Annotated in this window: 16 protein-coding genes and 1 tRNA gene; 11 read left to right on the top strand and 6 right to left on the bottom strand. The window is 60.3% G+C overall.

Annotation, left to right across the window (positions count from 1 at the left end; translation table 11 throughout):
* Positions 1-12 precede the first annotated feature (12 nt).
* Positions 13-537 (top strand): LPS assembly lipoprotein LptE, encoded by a 525-nt coding sequence (gene lptE, locus K7R21_RS18905; protein WP_224984830.1) that lies wholly within the window; start codon positions 13-15, stop codon positions 535-537.
* A gap of 81 nt (positions 538-618) precedes the next feature.
* The gene (holA, locus tag K7R21_RS18910; protein ID WP_224984831.1) at positions 619-1,608 is read left to right on the top strand and encodes a DNA polymerase III subunit delta; all 990 of its coding nucleotides are present in this window, start codon (positions 619-621) and stop codon (positions 1,606-1,608) included.
* A gap of 115 nt (positions 1,609-1,723) precedes the next feature.
* Here the strand turns inward: holA and rpsT are convergent, their stop codons facing one another.
* Positions 1,724-1,987, bottom strand: coding sequence for a 30S ribosomal protein S20 (gene rpsT, locus K7R21_RS18915; protein WP_199389438.1), 264 nt, complete (start codon positions 1,985-1,987; stop codon positions 1,724-1,726).
* Positions 1,988-2,317: 330 nt separating this feature from the next.
* Here rpsT and K7R21_RS18920 point away from each other — a divergent pair, with 330 nt between their 5' ends.
* Entirely contained in the window at positions 2,318-2,947 is a 630-nt protein-coding gene (locus K7R21_RS18920; protein WP_224984832.1) for a class I SAM-dependent DNA methyltransferase, read from the top strand.
* A 180-nt stretch (positions 2,948-3,127) separates the two neighbouring features.
* Here K7R21_RS18920 and K7R21_RS18925 read toward each other — a convergent pair whose 3' ends face one another.
* From K7R21_RS18925 to K7R21_RS18940, 4 genes are all read right to left on the bottom strand, one after another.
* Positions 3,128-4,519, bottom strand: coding sequence for a cytochrome C (locus K7R21_RS18925; protein WP_224984833.1), 1,392 nt, complete (start codon positions 4,517-4,519; stop codon positions 3,128-3,130).
* 264 nt (positions 4,520-4,783) lie between these two features.
* Positions 4,784-6,241, bottom strand: coding sequence for a tetrathionate reductase family octaheme c-type cytochrome (locus K7R21_RS18930; protein ID WP_224984834.1), 1,458 nt, complete (start codon positions 6,239-6,241; stop codon positions 4,784-4,786).
* 144 nt (positions 6,242-6,385) lie between these two features.
* Positions 6,386-6,715: a hypothetical protein gene (locus tag K7R21_RS18935; protein WP_224984835.1), complete on the bottom strand. Its 330-nt coding sequence runs from the start codon at positions 6,713-6,715 to the stop codon at positions 6,386-6,388.
* A 78-nt stretch (positions 6,716-6,793) separates the two neighbouring features.
* Entirely contained in the window at positions 6,794-8,830 is a 2,037-nt protein-coding gene (locus K7R21_RS18940) for a DUF3373 domain-containing protein (protein WP_224984836.1), read from the bottom strand.
* A gap of 455 nt (positions 8,831-9,285) precedes the next feature.
* On the opposite strand from K7R21_RS18940, the gene miaB reads away from it, so the two are divergent.
* The 8 genes from miaB to K7R21_RS18980 all read left to right on the top strand — a co-directional run bounded on the left by miaB (position 9,286) and on the right by K7R21_RS18980 (position 16,936).
* Positions 9,286-10,611, top strand: a complete 1,326-nt coding sequence (miaB, locus tag K7R21_RS18945) for a tRNA (N6-isopentenyl adenosine(37)-C2)-methylthiotransferase MiaB (protein ID WP_224984837.1) — start codon at positions 9,286-9,288, stop codon at positions 10,609-10,611.
* A 22-nt stretch (positions 10,612-10,633) separates the two neighbouring features.
* Positions 10,634-11,137, top strand: coding sequence for a bifunctional nuclease domain-containing protein (locus tag K7R21_RS18950; RefSeq protein WP_224984838.1), 504 nt, complete (start codon positions 10,634-10,636; stop codon positions 11,135-11,137).
* Positions 11,138-11,246: 109 nt separating this feature from the next.
* Positions 11,247-12,317 (top strand): M42 family metallopeptidase, encoded by a 1,071-nt coding sequence (locus K7R21_RS18955; RefSeq protein WP_224984839.1) that lies wholly within the window; start codon positions 11,247-11,249, stop codon positions 12,315-12,317.
* A gap of 196 nt (positions 12,318-12,513) precedes the next feature.
* Positions 12,514-13,983, top strand: coding sequence for an IMP dehydrogenase (gene guaB / locus K7R21_RS18960; protein ID WP_224984840.1), 1,470 nt, complete (start codon positions 12,514-12,516; stop codon positions 13,981-13,983).
* A 117-nt stretch (positions 13,984-14,100) separates the two neighbouring features.
* A complete protein-coding gene (gene guaA, locus K7R21_RS18965) occupies positions 14,101-15,651 on the top strand; it encodes a glutamine-hydrolyzing GMP synthase (RefSeq protein ID WP_224984841.1) in 1,551 nt (516 codons plus the stop codon).
* 102 nt (positions 15,652-15,753) lie between these two features.
* Positions 15,754-16,416 carry an HAD family hydrolase gene (locus K7R21_RS18970; RefSeq protein ID WP_224984842.1) on the top strand — a complete coding sequence of 221 codons (663 nt, stop codon included), beginning with the start codon at positions 15,754-15,756 and terminating at the stop codon, positions 16,414-16,416.
* Positions 16,417-16,498: 82 nt separating this feature from the next.
* Entirely contained in the window at positions 16,499-16,789 is a 291-nt protein-coding gene (gene flgM / locus K7R21_RS18975) for a flagellar biosynthesis anti-sigma factor FlgM (RefSeq protein WP_224984843.1), read from the top strand.
* Between the two features lie 72 nt (positions 16,790-16,861).
* A tRNA-Gly gene (locus K7R21_RS18980) sits at positions 16,862-16,936 on the top strand.
* 84 nt (positions 16,937-17,020) lie between these two features.
* On the opposite strand, the gene K7R21_RS18985 is transcribed toward K7R21_RS18980, so the two are convergent.
* Complete coding sequence (locus tag K7R21_RS18985) at positions 17,021-17,455, bottom strand: hypothetical protein (RefSeq protein WP_224984844.1); 435 nt, start codon at positions 17,453-17,455, stop codon at positions 17,021-17,023.
* Positions 17,456-17,457: the final 2 nt, after the last annotated feature.

Genomic DNA, 17,457 nt, shown 5'->3' on the forward strand with positions numbered 1-17,457 from the left:
AGGAAGCTTCCCATGACAGCCACCAGGCTCTTCACAATGCTCGGCATGCTGGCCCTGCTCGCGGTCCTTTTCGGCAGCGGTTGCAGTTACAGCCCGGTGATCCAGCATGGTCCACTGGCCGGCGCCAACGGCGTCAACGTGGTGCTCTTCGCCAACAAGAGCTACCGTGCCGGCGTCGAGGCGGTCCTGGCCCGGGAGATGATCGACGAGTTCAACTTCCGGACCGGCGGCAAGGTCCTCCCCGCGGACCGGGCCGACTATGAGCTATCCGGAGTGGTTCTCTCGTACAACAATGTGCCGGTCTCCTATACTGCGACCGACGTCATCAGGGAGTACAACGCTATCCTTACCGTTCAGGCCACTTTGCGTGATCAGAAAGCGCACAAGGTATTCTGGAAGGGGGATATCACCGAGCAGCAGGTCTACCCGGTCAACGCCAACATCGCCCTGCAGCAGGACGCTGAGGACGCCGCCATCGAGAAGATCAGCCGGCGCATCTCCGAACGGATCTGGCAAAAGCTCGGCGAGCGCTTCTAGGGACCGACGACAACTGCGAAGATCGACGCCGCCCATTCAGCATCAGGCTGGGTGGGCGGTTTTTTTGAGGTGAGGTTAGAGATGAAACCGGAAGAGTTCAACAAGGCGGTGGAAAAGGGAGAGCTGGCGTCGCTGTACCTTCTGTACGGTGAGGAACCGTACCTCGTGGAGCGGGCCGTCAAGAAGTTGATGGATAGGGCAGTCGATCCCGGCTTTCGCGACTTCAACCTGGACATCTTCTACGGCAACGAGTGCAAGGGTGAAGAGGTCTTCAGCGCGGCCCAGACGCTCCCCATGTTCGCCGACCGCCGCGTCGTGCTGGTGAAGAAGGGAGGGGACCTTTCCGCCCATGCCATGGAGGTGCTCCTTCCCTACCTGCAGGATCCTTCGCCCGGCACCTGTCTCATCCTGCAGGCCGAGAAGGTCGACGGCCGCAAGAAGTTCTACGCCGATTTCAAGAAGCGTGGCGAAGCCGTCGAGTTCAAGCGTCCCTACGAGAACCAGCTCGGCCCCTACGTGCGCGACGAGGTGCGTGCCGCCGGCAAGAAGATCGAGCCTGCCGCGGCAGACTTGCTCGCCTACCTGGTGGGCAACAACCTGCAGGAGCTTGTTTCGCAGATCGAGAAGCTGTGCATCTACTGTGGCAAGAAGGAGACTGTGGCGGTTGCCGACGTGAAGGCCATTGTTTCCGATACCAAGGTGGAAAGCGTGTTCGAGTTCACCGATGCCCTGGGCAGCAAGGATCTCCCCCGCGCCCTGAAGATGCTGACCGCGCTCTTGCAGGACGGCGAGGTTCCGCTGCGCATGCTGGGGGCCGTGGCACGGCACTTTCGCCAGCTTTGGCAGGTGCGCGACCTCTTGGACAGGAAGGTGCCTCAGTCCGAGCTCGCCAAGGCGTCCGGCATCAACCCGTACTTCCTGGGCAAGGTGACGGCGCAGGCGCGCAACTACACGGCAGTGGAGCTGCAGCGGATTTTCGAGCGGATGTTGGAGCTGGATCTCGCCTTCAAGTCAGGCGGATTAGAAGAGCCGCTCTTCGAGCGTTTCGTGATGGAGGCGTGCCGGCGCTAGGCCGATCCGGTTCCCTCCCCCGGAGGGTGAGGGTTAGGGAGGGGAAAGTACAAACTAGAAAAGGGAATCCCCAGGTGGGAATTCCCTTTTTGCTTTCATGTAATCCGCTGCCGGACTAGGCCAGGGTGTTGACCAGTTTGGTGAGGCGGGAAACGTTCCTGGAAGCGTTGGAGGAGTGGATGATCCCCTTGGTTGCAGCACCATCGATGACCGGGATAGCAGCAGCCAGAGCAGCCTTTGCAGCATCCTGATCCTTGGTGGCAACCGCTTCGCGAACGCGCTTGATGAAAGTGCGCAGGGTAGAACGCTCGTGCTTGTTGCGCTCAGTCCTCTTTGCGGTCTGCTTGATCCTCTTCATTGCCGATTTATGATTTGCCAAACTGCACCTCCGGGTATTTGAAAAATGTAGCTTTAGGTTTTTGGAAAGAGGAATTATATAACACCCGGGCGGCGCAGAGTCAAGCACAAATCCGCCCGTAGCCGAAAATACTTCCCGCCACGCGAACAGGCGACCTTACCATTGTTTGGCAGGTAAAGCCAGGGAAAAATCATCCGTTCAAGCACCTGTCCCTGCAGTCCACCAACCCCACTGCCCTAGCCCCATTCCTCCCATTCCCGCTTGCACCGCACCGCCATCTTGACATTCTAGTATTTGAATATTATGCTGCCTTACCATCAGGGCGTCGCCCTGCAGATCCGGAGGCAAACCATGCACTCAGAGAACAAACGTGATTTCGACGCCGTAGCCGACCAATGGGACCAGGAACCGCGCCGTTTGAAGCTGGCGCAGGATGTCGTAGCCGCCATGCGCGATTCCCTCCCCTTGAACCCCGGTATGGATGCTCTTGACTACGGTTGCGGCAGCGGCCTGGTTACCCTCGGCCTGCATCCCTTCGTCGGCCACATCACCGGTGCCGACAGCTCAAAGGGGATGCTGGAGGTTCTCAACAAGAAGATCCAGGCTCAAGCCGTCCACAACGTCACCACGCTGCCGCTCGACCTCGAGCACCAGCAGCTGGAGGGGAGCTTCGACCTCATTGTGAGCAGCATGACCCTGCACCATGTCCAGGACGTCACAGCCCTCGTCGCCACCCTGTCCAATGCCCTGAAGCCCGGCGGCTGGCTCGCACTGGCCGACCTCGAAACCGAAGACGGCCGTTTCCACGATGACCCCACCGGCGTTCTGCACCACGGGTTCTCTCGCGAATTCCTCACCGGGGAGTTTGCCAGAAACGGCCTTACCGATGTCGCCGTCGTGACAGCTGCCTCCATCGAAAAAAAGGGCCCTGACGGCAATCCCCGCCGCTATCCCGTCCTCCTCTGCGTCGGCCGCAAGTAATCCGAAATATTCCCCACGCAGCACGTCCCTCCAACCCTTGTTCCCCCTTTGCAAAAGGGGGAACAAGGGGGATTTGGTTCTGTAGAGAAAGGCCGTGTTACGGTAATACCCATAAAAAAAGCCCCCCTCAAAAGAGGGGGGCTTTTCTGTATCAGCATGCTACAGCAGCAGCTGTGGCTACTACCAGTCTTCCTTTTGCTTCTGTGCCAGCTTCTCCATGAAAAGCTCCGGCGAGGTCAGCTTCAGGATCTCCTTGTCGGTGTACCCCAGGTCCTTGAAGTTGAGCACGCCGTTAGGTGCGTGGCAGTTGGCGCAGTAGAGCGCCTTGGTCTTGGTGACCAGGTGGTTGCTGCCGAAATAGATGGTCTGCCACCCCGGTACCGCTTCCTTCGCGATCTTCTCGGGGTTCTTCAGGCCCAGTGTCTTGGCTGCCGAGAGAACGCCGGCGCGGGTGTCGCCATCGGACATCGGCTGGGCGAAATCCATGGAGAGGAGCTCGCCGGTCTGCTTATTGTAGTAGGCCTTGCCCTGGAAGATCTTAAACGGCGTGATCTTGCTCTTGCCGTCCTTCTTGCTCCCCTTGGGCCCGATGAAGTGCGGCGTGTTCTTCACGGTGCCGTTGTACCAGGCGTACACCGGCGTGGTCTCGTTCGCTTCCTTCTTCAGCGTGGTCGGCTCGTAGAACTTGTCCGGCGTCTGCTCCCAGACGGTGAAGTCCTTGGCGAATGCGCCGCCGGTGCGGGTGATGTGGCAGGTCTGGCAGGCGATCTTGGCGCAGTGACGGTTCAGGTCGGCATCCTTGTGCGGCTTCACACCGTGGCAGGAGGTGTCGGCACAGGAGACGAAGACGCCGTCGTTGGCCCAGTTGTTGGGATCATGCCCGCTCGGCATCTTGTGGTTCTTTGCCTTGTGACAGTCGACGCAGACCATGCCCTTGGCGGCGTGGGCATCGGTGTCTTTGGTGAAGGTGAAGCCGCGTTTGACGATCACGCCGCCGCCGGCCGCTTCGTGACAGACCATGCAGTTCTTGACCGTCGGCTTGCCGATGGCGAGCGCGGCCTTCACGCTGCGGTCCTGCCCCATCACGACCTCACCCTTCTCGTTCTTGAACGGTTTTCTCTGGCGGAAGTCGTAGTCGGTGGAGTGGCAGACCAGGCAGTCGACAGCCGCCTCGGCCGCGGCGCCGGTGCTGCCGACGTCGGAGAGGTGGTTGCCAGGGTGGCAGGTGTTGCAACCGGAGAACTTGCTCTTCCCGGTCACCGGGCTCTTGGGGATCTCCTTAAGGTTGTTGACGATATCGTTGCCGTTGCACATGACGTAGATGCGGTTCTTCATCCCGTACTCTTCCTTGGGATTGAGCCCCTCCACGTTGGTTACCTTGGAGGCGTGCTTCCAGTGCACGGTGTCCAGGAAGCCCTTGGCGCTGCCAGGGTGGCACTCCTCGCAGGTTTCCGGCCCCTTATAGCCGCTTTTCTCGATCGACTCCTTGCCGGGATGTACGCCTGCCGCCCAGGCCGTGGTAGCTGCCAAGGCGAGACCGAGCACTGCCGCTGTCATGGTTTTCTTGCTCATCGAACCCCTCCTGTTGTCTTTGTTAGCTGTTCTCTTGCTCATTGATCGTTATCGGCAACCAGAGAGAATAGTTTAGTGGAATGCCGATGTATGTCGAGGGTGGTGCTGAATGAATTTTACGGTCGAAGCTGTGTCAATCGGTGTGCTGCCGATGACGGTGCCTGCACGGAAATGCTGCGGCTGATAGTGCAGCATCACTCCCGCTTGCACTGGCAACGGAAAAAGGGGCGGAATATGCTCCGCCCCTTTCTTGGTCACATCATGCTACTTCTTGGCCACCTTCTGCGCTTTCTTGGCAAACCTGCCGCCCTTCTGCATGGGGTCGCCCTTGTAGCCGAGCGCTTTCCAGTCCAGACGGTTGCCGCCCATGTGGCACTCGCCGCACTGCAGCGCCTCTTCCTTGGGAGCCACTTCGTGCTGGGCGGCAATGTAGGCCACGGTATTCACGAACTGGTACTTGCCGCTGTAGGGGAGGCCGGTTCCTTCGGCGCCCAGGCGGCACGCCTTATCCCAGTCGTAGTCAACCCACAGAGATTTGTACTGCTGGAAGATGATCAGGTTCTTGAACTTGGCGTCCATGGGCTGGTCGCCCTTGTAAAGCTTGTAGGGGTAAATCTTGGATTTCTGGTCCTTGATGGCGCCGACCGGGCGCATCATCACCACCGGCTTGGTGGGATCCTTCACCTTGTCGCCCACCATATAGCGCTCGACCATGCCGTTGTTCCAGGCGTAGACCGGCTTCACGTTCATGCCCCAGACGAAGGTCCCCTTGTGCTTGGCGTAGGTCTCCTTGTCGAACTGCTCCTCGGCGGTGATGTTCTTGCCCACATCGGACCACTTCCACGCCATCTTGGTGGCCTGGCCCTTGGCGAAGAAGGGGATGTGGCAGGTCTGGCAGGCGACGGTGGCGAGGTGCCGGTTGATGAGTGCGCCGTTTTTGGCCTTCTGGTGCGGAGCCTTGGCGCCGGAGTGGCACTGCTCGCAGTTAACGCGGGTGTCGTAGTGGGCCATCATGCTCGACGCGCCGCCGATCTTGTGGTTCTTGGTCACGTGGCAGCTCTGGCAGCTCATGTCCTGTCCGCCGCTCTCCTTGCTCCCCATGTGCACGTCCTGGGACTTCTTGGTCTTCTCCAGGGTGGAATCGAGGCCCGCGTTCTTGACGGCATCACCGCCGCCGCCGAAGAAGTGGCAGGCGCCGCAGTTCTTACGGGTGGGAAGGCCCACGCTCTGGGCGGCGACGTTCAGGTCCATGGCCTTCTTGTCGATGCTCTTCTTGTCGATATCGCAGCCCACCGTGGCCCTGGTGTAGTTTCCTTTCTGGGCATGGCAGATGAGGCAGTCGACCTTGCCCTTGTCGGTGAAGTCGAAGTCGGTACGGGTCCAGCCATAGCCGGCGTGGCATTTGCCGCAGGATTCGTGCACCACCCCGTCCTTGCCCCCCTGGATCGAGGTGCAGAACGAGTTGATCATGTTGGACTTGCCGTATTTCTTGGTGCTCTTCTCCATCCCCTTGACCATGTTGGGCGTGCCCGCCCAGGTCCAGTGCGTGGTCTTCATGAAATCAGCCGCCTGCTGCTCGTGACACTCGAGACAGACCTTGGTCACCTCGATGCCGCTCTTGAACGGCCCCTTGACGAACTCGGCGTGGTCCACCGCCGCCATCCCCTGCGCGGCGAACACCAAAAGCGCCACTCCCGCCAAAAATCCCAGCATACCTCTCATTCAACAACCTCCCGTAGTAAATCAGCTTGCGCCGTCACAGCTATATAAAGTCCTTAATATATACCGAAAACAGCATGTTTTTGGGCAAAAAGAAGCGCTGCAATCGTGATAACTACAGCGCCACCTACGAGGAACCTTCCCGGCTTAACAGCCGGCGGTCTTCCTGAACAGTTTGGAGACGTTCTTGCCGTCGATAACCTCGTACTTACAGCGGATCTCGTCGCCTTCCACGATCCTGTGGTCCTTGAACTTGTCCAGGGTCAGGTCGTCTTCCACGGTGATCACCACGAGCTGCTCGGTCTTGTTGTCCTTCAAGGTGGCGGTGGCGGTTTTGGCATCCTTGCCGGCGATGTCGATCTTGGTGATGACACCCACCATTTTGATCTCGTCACCTGCGCTGGCGACGCTGCCGAAGCAGAAGATGGTGAGCGCTGCGACTGCTACCAGGACCATTACCGAAACTGCTTTTTTCATCTTCGTTCTCCTTTTGGGGGTGGGGTGGGGGCGGTGGCGCCCCCCCCGGGTTCGCGGTTCCGCGGGGGGCGTACGGGGTTAGAACTTAACTTCGAAGGTCGCGTAGACGTCCTGCGCGCTCTTAAGCGGCTGGAGCAGCATCAGGTCGGTGGACTTGATGTCCGAGATCTTCTGCGGTGCGCCTACCCAGTTGTTGCTCCCGGTGTACGCGAAGTCGTAGTACTGGTAACCGATCTTGAAGAAGGCCTTGGACAGGTGCGAGGAGATCGGTTTCAGGTTGAGTTCCTGGATCAGGTACGCCTCGTAGACGTCGCCGCGGGTCCCCAGCTTGGAGGTCCACATGTCGTCGGCCGCAGGGGCGAAGGTGATCCAGTTCTTGGAACCGTGGTTGTACTCGACGCCGAACTTGGTCTTGGTCGGCTCGTAGTCGTAGCGCGCGCCGGCGTAGGCGGCCCAGCCGGTCTTGTCGGTGGGTGCCTCCTGGTTGAAGAAGGAACCGGTCATGAGACCCTGGAAGCCCGCGTTGTTGGAGACGTTGTTGTTGGGGTGGGTGACGCTCAAGCCCGCATCGGCGAAGAAGTTGAGTTTGCCCGGGCCGATGTTTTTCATGGTGCTCATGAAGCCTGCGCCGTACCAGTCGATGTCGCCCAGCGAGGTGGCCGGACCGGTGTTGCCGAAGGCGGTGTTGGACATGACCGGGAAGTCGAAGATGTTGAAGCCGCGGTTCCACTGCAGCCAGACGCGCAGCGGGTCGGTGTCGACCGGGATGAGGGCCACACCCAGCATGTCGGTGTCTCTCAGGCTGTTGCTCGGGGTCTCGAAGCCGGACTCAAAGCCGCGGCCGTAGCAGACCTTGGCGTAGGCGCCGGGGAGGGCATCGATGTCCGGCGCCCAGCCGAGGGTCATGCCGTCGAAGGCGTAGTCGACCAGCAGGGCAGGGGTGCCGCCGTTGCCCGGGCGTTCGTTGTTCAGGCGCAGGTTGCTCGGTGCGCCGTTGGTGGAGGGCCTGCGGCCGACGGAGAACCAGATCGGCTGCTCGGCGATGTTGCTCCAGGTGGCGTAGGCGCGGTCGACGTCGAGGAGGCTCGACGTGGGGACGTGCCCCAAGGTGCCATCGAAGGCGCCGACGCGGTCGGCGAAGAACGGGGTGTTGCCGTTGTTGGTGACGGCCGAGTCATCCTGCGAGCCGAAGGTCTTGTAGGCGACCAGGCGCACATTCACGGTCACGTCCTTGGTGGCCTTGGCGTGCATGTCGATGCCGAGACGGTTAGTGTACAGGAGGTCGTTCTTAGCCTTGTAGGCCTGAGTGGTGGCCAGGTTGGAGACGTTGTTGTTCAGGGCACCGGCCTGGCCAAGGAAGGCCTGCATCAGCATCTGCTGGGCGAGTTGTTGCTGGGCAGCGGGAAGGCCGCTGAAGACGTCGCCTACCTTGGTCGTTGCCGTTGCCGCAGGGTTCATTGCCTGGACCAGACCGAGCATGTTGGGGATGCTGCCGATCTGCATGTTCATCACCGTCGGCATTACCTTGGCCCCAAGGGTGTTCAGGATACCCTGCTGCTGCGGGGTGAGGGCGGTGTTCTGTACGGTGAAATTGCCGGAGCCCATGGCGGTGAAGATGCCGGGGAGGGCTGCAGCCATGGCCTGCGGCATGTAGCTGTTGAGGATGGTGTTGAACTGGGAAGGTGTGAACAGCGAGCCGGATTTCCCCATCATGATGAACTGGAGAGCGGTGGGGCTATTGGTCCCGTCTGCCGAACCGATCGGGGTACCTGCCACTCCGTTTGGGCCTAAAAATCCGCCGACCAGGTTGTTCATGGTGCCGATGGCGTCGGAGTGGGCCGCGACGTCGCCCCTGAGGGAGTCGACGCGGAAGCGGTAGTCGCCGCCGATGGTAAGCCACTTGCCCAGCGACTTCTCTTCGATCCTGTCGACCTTGCGGGTCAGGTCCTCGACCTTCTTCTGGTCCGAGCCCTTCTGCTGCTCCTCGAGCTTCTGCACCTTCTTGGTCAGTTCATCGATCTTCTTCTGCATGTCCTGGTCTTCTGCCTGCGCCACGACAGGGGTAGCCAGGGCACATACCGCGGCCCCGATCAACAGTTTCTCCAGTTTTCTCATTCACTTCTCCTTTCTGTTTCGTTGGTTTTTACACCAACCTTTGGTCGAAGGTATTTCATTGGGCTCGTCTGGTCCGGCCCTAACTCATTAAATCTGGGCGTTACTGCTGTAATCGGATTATTTACCGGTAGATTTAGAGGAAATCTGTATGTTTGGAATTTTATAATCTAAATGAGGAGCCCTAATCATTAGTAATGTTTAGTTTGGAGAGGATGTGTCGTGGCAGAAACGCACGGCCGCTTCGGGGCCGCCACGCTAACGAGATCTTATAGATCTTCGAGACGTCATATGTCAATATATTTTTTATTGCATATAGCGCTAGGTTAATGATTTGTGTCGGCTAATGTGCGATCTTCGGGTTAGGGGAAAGAAGCGGCGCGGTCGGCTTAATAGGTGTTGACTGCGTGCGGCCAATTTTCGTACTATTCATGCATTTAAACCATCAGGATATAGACGTGAATAAGGCAAAAAAGCTTTACCTGGAAACGTTCGGCTGCCAGATGAACGTGAGCGATTCCGAGAAGATAGTGACCTTGATGAAGGGAATTGGGTACCAGCAGACCGCCGACCCGGTGGACGCGGACCTGGTCCTTTTGAACACCTGCAGCATCCGGGCGACCGCCGAGCAGCGCGTCTATGGACACCTGGGCAAGTTCAAGTCGATGAAGAAGCAAAAGCCGGGGCTGATCATCGGCGTAGGGGGCTGCGTCGCGCAGCAGGAAGGGGAGCGGCTCTTAAAGAAGGCACCCTTCGTGAACCTGGTCTTCGGCACCCATAACCTGCACCTGTTGCAGAAGATGGTCACCGGGGCCGAGCAGGGCAAGCAGAGCGTCGCCACCGATTTTCTCGATGACGAGAAGCGCTTTGACCTCTTCCCGCACGCCGAGAGCGAGGGGGGCGTCTCCCGCTTCGTCACGGTTATGCAGGGGTGCGACAACTTCTGCGCCTACTGCATCGTGCCGCACGTGCGCGGCCGCGAGATCAGCAGGAGCGCTGACAAGGTAATCGAGGAGGTCGCCGCCCTGGCCGCCGCCGGCGTCACCGAGGTGACCCTCTTGGGGCAGAACGTCAACTCCTACGGCTTCAAGGAGCCGGGCGCACCCGATTTCGCCGACCTGTTGCGCCTGGTGGCGCAGGTGGAGGGGGTCGAGAGGCTCCGCTTCACGACCTCGCATCCCAAGGACATCTCCCCGAGGCTGATCGCCTGCTTCGCGGAGATCGAAAAGCTCGCGCCGCACATCCACCTCCCTGCCCAGTCCGGAAGCGACGCCGTGCTGAAAAAGATGAACCGTGGTTACACCCGGGCCCAGTACCTGGACAAGGTGCGCGCGCTCAGGGACGCCTGCCCGGAGATCCAGTTCACCGGTGACATGATCGTCGGCTTCCCGGGCGAGGACGAGGCCGCCTTCGAGCAGACCATGGAGCTGATCGAGGAGGTTCAGTACGCCGACCTCTTCTCCTTCATCTACTCGGCCCGCCCCGGCACCAGGGCGGCCGAGTTCCCGGACGAGGTAAAGAGGGCCGAGAAGCAGGCCCGCCTGGAGCGCCTGCAGGCGGCGCAGAAAAGGATCACGCTGGCGCGCAACGAGAGTTTCGTGGGACGGGTGCAGCGGGTGCTGGTGGAAGGGCCCAGCAGCACCGGGGATGCGCTCTTTGGCAGGACCGGCGGCAACCGCGCCACCGTCATGGACGGCGATCCCGTCCTGGCCGGGCGCCTGGTCAACGTGCGCATCACGCAAGGATTGCAGACTCTCCTCAAGGGAGAGATCCTCGATGTCTGACAGCGGGAGGGACGAGGCACCCATGTACGTTGAAATGAAGGTATTCGGCTTCGCCCTGGACGCCATCGCCCAGATGCCGGTCATCATACTGAAAGACGCCGAGGAGAAGCACGCCGTCCCGGTATGGATCAATGCATCCGAATCGGTCTCCTTCGCTGCCCAGTTCGTCGGGCGCGAGATGAGCGCGCGCAACAGTCGCAAGGACGTGTTCACCACCCTCATCGAGCGGCTGGACATGACCGTCGTCGGGATCTATGTCGAGAGCCTCAACGATGGCGTCTTCACCGCCTCGGTACGCCTGAAGCCTGGGGCAGGGGAAGAGTTGCGGCTCGAGGTCCACGTCGCCGAGGCCATGCTCATGTCCCTCAAGTACCACCTCCCGGTGCAGGTGAACAACGATGTCCTGACCCGCGCCTCCAGTCTCGACATGAACGAGGAAGGCTTCGCCCAGGAGAACAACGCCCGCCGCTTCGTCGACTTCCTCGACCACATGGACCCCGCTGCCATGGGCAAGTACCCGATGTGAGCGGCCTCGCCACGCTACGGCATATTGAAAAAAGAAATCATAAAGGGTAGGGTGAGAATGGGCTCTGCCCTTTTTTAATCTTCAAGCATAATCTTCCGGAGGTTCCGACATGCGCGACGCATCCTTTGCATTTCTGCAGCAGCTTCTGGCCGCGCCCAGCCCCTCGGGCTACGAGCAGCCGGCCCAGCGGGTATTCCGCTCCTATATAGAACCCTTCTGCCAGGTGGCCACCGACGTCATGGGCAACGTCTTCGGGATGATCCAGGGCGAAGGGAGCAACCGGCCCCGCGTCATGGTGGTCGGCCACTCCGACGAGATCGGCCTGCAGGTGCGTTACCTGGACGACAACGGCTTCATCTACTTCTCCGCCATCGGCGGCGTCGATCCGCACATCACTCCGGGCATGCGGGTGCACGTGCACACCTCCCGCGGCAGGTTAAACGGCGTCATCGGCAAGCGCCCCATTCACCTGATCGAGCCCAAGGAGCGCGACACGGTGATCAAGCTCGACGCCCAGTACATCGACATCGGCGCCGCCAGCAAGAAAGAGGCGCAGGAGTGGGTGCGCGTGGGCGATCCCATCACCTTCGCCAGCAGCCTTGAGAGCCTCTTCGGCGACCGGGTCAGCTCGCGCGGCCTGGACGACAAGGCGGGGAGCTTCGTGGTGGCCGAGGTGCTGCGCCGCGTCTCCGAACTGCCGTCGAAACTCCCGGTCGACCTCTACGGCGTCTCCTCGGTGCAGGAGGAGGTCGGGCTCAGGGGAGGCTCCACCAGTTCCTACTCGGTGAACCCCGACGTCGGCATCTGCGTCGAGGTCGACTTCGCCACCGACCAGCCCGATGTGGATAAGAAACACAACGGCGAAGTGGGGCTGGGCAAAGGCCCGATCCTGCCGCGCGGCCCCAACATCAACCCGGTGCTCTTCGATCTCCTCTCCGACACCGCAACGCAAAACAACATCGCCGTGCAGTACACCGGTATCGCGCGCGCCACCGGCACCGACGCCAACGTCATGCAGATCTCCCGCGGCGGCGTCGCCACGGCCTTGGTCAAGCTGCCGCTGCGCTACATGCACACCCCGGTGGAGACCATGTCGCTGTCCGACCTGGACCACGCGGTGGAACTGATCGTCGCCTCTCTGGGCCGCATGGGGAGCAAGGACGCCTTCATCCCGATGTAACCGAAACGCCCCCTCCCGCCCGGTCCGGAGGGGGCGTTTTCCTTATCCCATTAGCCGAAGTTGTGTAGACGCTAAGGATGGGAAATCGTATAGGTTTTTTCTCTGTCATTAGCCTAATTTTAGTTGACTTGCCTTTCCCCTTGTAATAAGTTTTCCGGTTAAAACCTGCCTCGAAACAACAAAAGGAGTTTCCCTAATGTTAGAAAGCAGCCTTCCCGAAGGTCTCACGTTTGACGACGTCCTGCTTCTCCCTGCCCACTCACTCATCCTCCCCCGCGATACCGATCTGAGCACCCGACTGACCAACAACATACAGCTGAACATCCCGCTGGTGAGTGCTGCCATGGACACGGTCACCGAGTCGAGGGCCGCTATCTGCATGGCGCGTGAAGGGGGCATCGGCTTCATCCACAAGAACCTCACCATCGCCGAGCAGGCCATGGAAGTGGACAAGGTGAAGAAGAGCGAGTCCGGGATGATCGTCGACCCGATCACCATGCGTCCCAACCAGCGCATCAGGGAAGCGCTCGAGATGATGGCCAAGTACCGCATCTCCGGGGTGCCGATCACCAAGGCCAACGGGAAGCTGGTCGGCATTCTGACCAACAGGGACCTCCGTTTCGAGACCGACCTCGATCTCCCCATCGCCGACCGCATGACCAAAAGGAACCTGGTCACCGTGCCGGTGGGTACCACCTTGGAGCAGGCCAAGGAACACCTGAAGCACACGAGAGTCGAGAAGCTCCTGGTGGTCGACGAGGAGAAGAACCTCAAGGGCCTCATCACCATCAAGGACATCGAGAAGATCAAGAAGTACCCCAACGCGTGCAAGGACTCCCTCGGGCGCCTGAGGGTCGGCGCCGCCGTCGGCCCCACCCCGGACGTTGACGCCCGCATCGAGGCGCTCATGAAGGCCGGCGTGGACGTGGTGGTCATCGACACCGCCCACGGTCACTCCCAGGGCGTCATCGACGCCATCGCCCGCATCAAGAGAACCTACCCGACCCTCGAGCTCGTGGCCGGCAACATTGCCACCGCCGCTGCCGCCGAGGCGCTCATCAAGGCCGGCGTCGACGCCATCAAGGTAGGCATCGGACCGGGCTCCATCTGCACCACCCGCGTGGTCGCCGGCATCGGCGTGCCGCAGATCACCGCCATCGCCGAGTGCTCCAAGGTCGCCAAGAAGCACAACATCCCGCTCATCGCCGACGGCGGCATCAAGTACTCCGGCGACCTGACCAAGGCCGTCGCGGCCGGCGCCGACGTGATCATGATCGGCTCCCTCTTCGCCGGTACCGAGGAATCCCCGGGCGACACCATCCTGTACCAGGGGCGTGCCTACAAGAGCTACCGCGGCATGGGCTCCATCGGCGCCATGAAAGAGGGGAGCAAGGACCGCTACTTCCAGAGCGACGTCGACGCCGACGTGAAACTGGTCCCGGAAGGGATCGAGGGCATGGTGCCGCTCAGGGGACCGCTCTCCGCCAACGTGCACCAGCTGATGGGAGGCCTCCGGGCCGGCATGGGCTACACCGGCAGCCGCACCATCGTCGACCTGCAGCAAAACGGCCGCTTCGTCAGGATCACCGGCGCGGGCCTGAAAGAATCCCACGTCCACGACGTCATGATCACCAAGGAAGCCCCGAACTACCGGGTGGAAAAATAAATCGCTCACGCAGAGCCGCAAAGACGCAAAGAAAGCAAGACCTGGTTTTGCATTCTTTGCGCCTTCGCGTCTTGGCGTGACAGCCTTCTGATTTTCTAAAATAAGGAATCGAACCCAATGACCGTAGATATCCACTCAGAAAAGGTGCTGATCCTCGACTTCGGCTCCCAGGTGACCCAGCTCATCGCGCGCCGGGTGAGGGAGCAGAGCGTCTACTGCGAAATCCACCCCTACAACATGGCGCTCGAGAAGATCAAGGCCTTCGCACCGAAGGGGATCATCCTCTCCGGCGGCCCCTCCAGCGTCTACGACAAGGACGCCCCGCACTCCGACCTCGGCATCTACGACCTCGGCATCCCGGTCCTGGGCATCTGCTACGGCATGCAGCTCATGACCCAGCAGCTGGGCGGGCGCGTCGAGCGCTGCGACAAGCGCGAGTTCGGCCGCGCCACCCTGGTGCTGGACGGCGCGAGCGAGATTTTCGCGGGCTTCGAGGGGGGCGCCGAAGTCTGGATGTCCCACGGCGACCGCATCGAGCAGATGCCGGCCGGCTTCAAGCTGATGGCCCACACCACCGGATGCCCGGTGGCCGCCATGAAGGACGAGAAGAAGAACTTCTACGGCGTACAGTTTCACCCCGAAGTGGTGCACACCCCGCGCGGCGACGAGATGCTGGGCAACTTCCTGTTCAACGTCTGCGGCTCCAAGCCGACCTGGACCATGGCCAACTTCATCGAGACCGAGATCGAAGACATCCGCAAAAAGGTCGGCACCGGCAAGGTCCTGTGCGCCCTCTCCGGCGGGGTCGACTCCTCCGTCGTCGCCGTCCTGATCCACAAGGCGATCGGCGACCAGCTCCAGTGCGTCTTCGTGAACAACGGCCTGCTTCGTAAGGGCGAGGCCGAGAAGGTGGTGAACCTCTTCACCAAGCACTTCAAGATCAACCTCGACTACGTCGACGCCACCGACCGCTTCCTCAACATGCTCGACGGCGTCTCCGACCCCGAGCAGAAGCGCAAGATCATCGGCAACGAGTTCATCTACCTCTTCGAGGAAGAGGCCAAGAAGCTGGGCCAGGTCGACTACCTGGCGCAGGGGACCCTCTACCCCGACGTGATCGAGTCCGTTTCTACCAAGGGCCCCTCCGCGGTCATCAAGAGCCACCACAACGTGGGCGGCCTCCCCGAGAAGATGAACCTGAAGCTCCTCGAGCCGGTGCGCGAGCTCTTCAAGGACGAGGTACGACTTCTGGGCAAGGAACTGGGCATGCCCGACGAGGTGGTCTACCGCCAGCCCTTCCCGGGCCCGGGTCTCGCCATCCGCTGCATCGGCGAACTCTCCGTGGAGAAACTCGACATCCTGCGCGAGGCCGACGCCATCGTCATCGAGGAAATCCGCAAGGCTGGGTTATATCGCGACATCTGGCAGTCCTTTGCCGTGCTGCTGCCGGTGAAAACCGTCGGCGTCATGGGGGATGCCCGCACCTACGAGTGGACCGTCGCCCTGCGCGCGGTGAACTCCCTGGACGGCATGACCGCCGACTGGGTCAAGCTCCCCTACGAGCTTTTGGGGAGCATATCCTCGCGGATTATCAACGAAGTCAAGGGTGTCAACCGCGTGGTGTACGACATCAGCCAGAAGCCTCCCGCAACCATCGAGTGGGAATAATCCCCGCGCCTCATCTGTAGAGGTTCGTTTATTGCACCAACACACCGCGGTGACCGGCCCAGCAGCCGGTTGCCGCGGTTCTTTCGTATCTGGAGAGTGACAATGGATTGCATCCGGCTGCTCATCTTCGACCTGGACGGCACGCTGATCGATTCGCTGCCCGACCTGACCGATGCCACCAACCTGATCCGGGGCAAGTTCGGGCTGCCGCAAATCGGTATTCCGGACGTGCGCAAATTGGTGGGGCAGGGGGCGCGCAATCTGGTGGAGCGGGCGCTTCCCGGCGTGGCCGAGCCCGAGGTAGAGCGGGCGCTGGAAGACTTTCTCGCCTACAACCTGGCGCACATAGCCGACAAGACCCGTCCCTATCCCGGCGTGGCCGAGACCCTGGGCGAACTGGGCGGGCTGGGCATCCCGATGGTGGTCTTGTCCAACAAGAACGTTGCCCTGTGCCGGGAAGTGCTGGCGAAGCTCGGGCTGGAGCGGCATTTCACCGACATCTTCGGTGCCGACTCCTTCCCGTATCGGAAACCCTCCCCGGAGCCCGTGCTCGCCGTGCTGAACGAATTCGGCATCGCTGCGAGGCAGTGCGTCATGGTCGGTGACAGCGTCAACGACATCGCCGCCGGGGGCGGTGCCGGGGTGTGGACCGTCGGTTGCAGCTACGGTTACGGCGACCAGAGCGAGTTGGATGCTGCAACCTACCGGGTCAGCGAGTTTCCGGGGCTGCTGCAGCTACCCTTTGTAAGAAAAATCGACGAGTGATGAAAAAAAGCTAAAGTTATTGCCGAGGGTGTCGAAACGGTACTAAACCTAATCCTACCTAACCTACTGGGGGCGAAATCAGATGAAAGTAGAAGACCTCAATTCCAACCCGGCCGTTTCCCATCTTGCCGTCGTACGTAACGACAAACCCGATACCGGCGAAGTGCAAGTGGAAGCAGCCAAGCAGCAGGCGGCCGCCGACAAAGTCGAGCTGTCCAGCTACATGCCCGTGGTCCCCACCTCCAAGCAGAGGCGGGATGATATTCGGGTGGATCGGGTCGAGGAGTTACGTACGCAGATCAAGAGTGGCAACTATGAGGTGTCCAGCAAAGATCTGGCCGAGAAGATGCTGTCCAAGCTCGTGGTGAAGTAGACAAGACACCCTCTAAACCAACAAAACCATTGACAGCTCCCGCCAAATGCGGTAAAAGTTTTCTTCCACCAAGCGGGAATAACTCAGTGGTAGAGTGTCAGCTTCCCAAGCTGAAGGTCGCGGGTTCGAATCCCGTTTCCCGCTCCAAAAGAAACCAAAAAGGCGTAGCCACCAGGCTGCGCCTTTTTTCTTGTCCTTACGGATGCCACTCGTTTATCTGGTGATCACTCCTCAATCGGAGCCATCTTCTAGGTAGCCCCGGGTAAAAACCCATATTCCAACTACTTTCTGGAAATAGAAAAGCTCAACTGACAGGCTATCTGGCACCTGCAGGTCTTTAGAGCTTAAATTCCTCTTTTCCTTTATCACTTCAAGCATCGTTCTCGAAATGACTTTGCCGTCCTTCAAGAACGAGACTTCTTGATTGAGCAGACGTTTAAGTACTCTCGCAAAGTCCTGCCTGCCATAGTACATTACAGGGTCACTGTCATCGGGGCCGCGCACCCACAGCGGCAACTTTGTCATCGCTGCCACACGGTCACTGTCTCCGCTCAATACTGCCTGCCTGAATCTGCTCCAGAAATCTTGAGCATCGCTCTTCGCCTCTACGCTTGTCACAACGGTAAGCGTAACAAAAAAGGCCATGGTCACTACACATCTAAGCATCG

It is taken from the genome of Geomonas agri (assembly GCF_020179605.1).
In the GTDB taxonomy this organism is placed as follows: domain Bacteria; phylum Desulfobacterota; class Desulfuromonadia; order Geobacterales; family Geobacteraceae; genus Geomonas; species Geomonas agri.

Excerpts from the sequence above, each read along its gene's own strand:
- K7R21_RS18935 (WP_224984835.1), bottom strand. The coding sequence starts at position 6,715 with ATGAAAAAAGCAGTTTCGGTAATGGTCCTGGTAGCAGTCGCAGCGCTC.
- K7R21_RS18920 (WP_224984832.1), top strand. The coding sequence starts at position 2,318 with ATGCACTCAGAGAACAAACGTGATTTCGACGCCGTAGCCGACCAATGG.
- K7R21_RS18985 (WP_224984844.1), bottom strand. The coding sequence starts at position 17,455 with ATGCTTAGATGTGTAGTGACCATGGCCTTTTTTGTTACGCTTACCGTT.
- K7R21_RS18940 (WP_224984836.1), bottom strand. The coding sequence starts at position 8,830 with ATGAGAAAACTGGAGAAACTGTTGATCGGGGCCGCGGTATGTGCCCTG.
- lptE (WP_224984830.1), top strand. The coding sequence starts at position 13 with ATGACAGCCACCAGGCTCTTCACAATGCTCGGCATGCTGGCCCTGCTC.
- flgM (WP_224984843.1), top strand. The coding sequence starts at position 16,499 with ATGAAAGTAGAAGACCTCAATTCCAACCCGGCCGTTTCCCATCTTGCC.
- holA (WP_224984831.1), top strand. The coding sequence starts at position 619 with ATGAAACCGGAAGAGTTCAACAAGGCGGTGGAAAAGGGAGAGCTGGCG.
- K7R21_RS18970 (WP_224984842.1), top strand. The coding sequence starts at position 15,754 with ATGGATTGCATCCGGCTGCTCATCTTCGACCTGGACGGCACGCTGATC.
- K7R21_RS18925 (WP_224984833.1), bottom strand. The coding sequence starts at position 4,519 with ATGAGCAAGAAAACCATGACAGCGGCAGTGCTCGGTCTCGCCTTGGCA.
- K7R21_RS18955 (WP_224984839.1), top strand. The coding sequence starts at position 11,247 with ATGCGCGACGCATCCTTTGCATTTCTGCAGCAGCTTCTGGCCGCGCCC.
- K7R21_RS18930 (WP_224984834.1), bottom strand. The coding sequence starts at position 6,241 with ATGAGAGGTATGCTGGGATTTTTGGCGGGAGTGGCGCTTTTGGTGTTC.
- K7R21_RS18950 (WP_224984838.1), top strand. The coding sequence starts at position 10,634 with ATGTACGTTGAAATGAAGGTATTCGGCTTCGCCCTGGACGCCATCGCC.
- guaA (WP_224984841.1), top strand. The coding sequence starts at position 14,101 with ATGACCGTAGATATCCACTCAGAAAAGGTGCTGATCCTCGACTTCGGC.
- guaB (WP_224984840.1), top strand. The coding sequence starts at position 12,514 with ATGTTAGAAAGCAGCCTTCCCGAAGGTCTCACGTTTGACGACGTCCTG.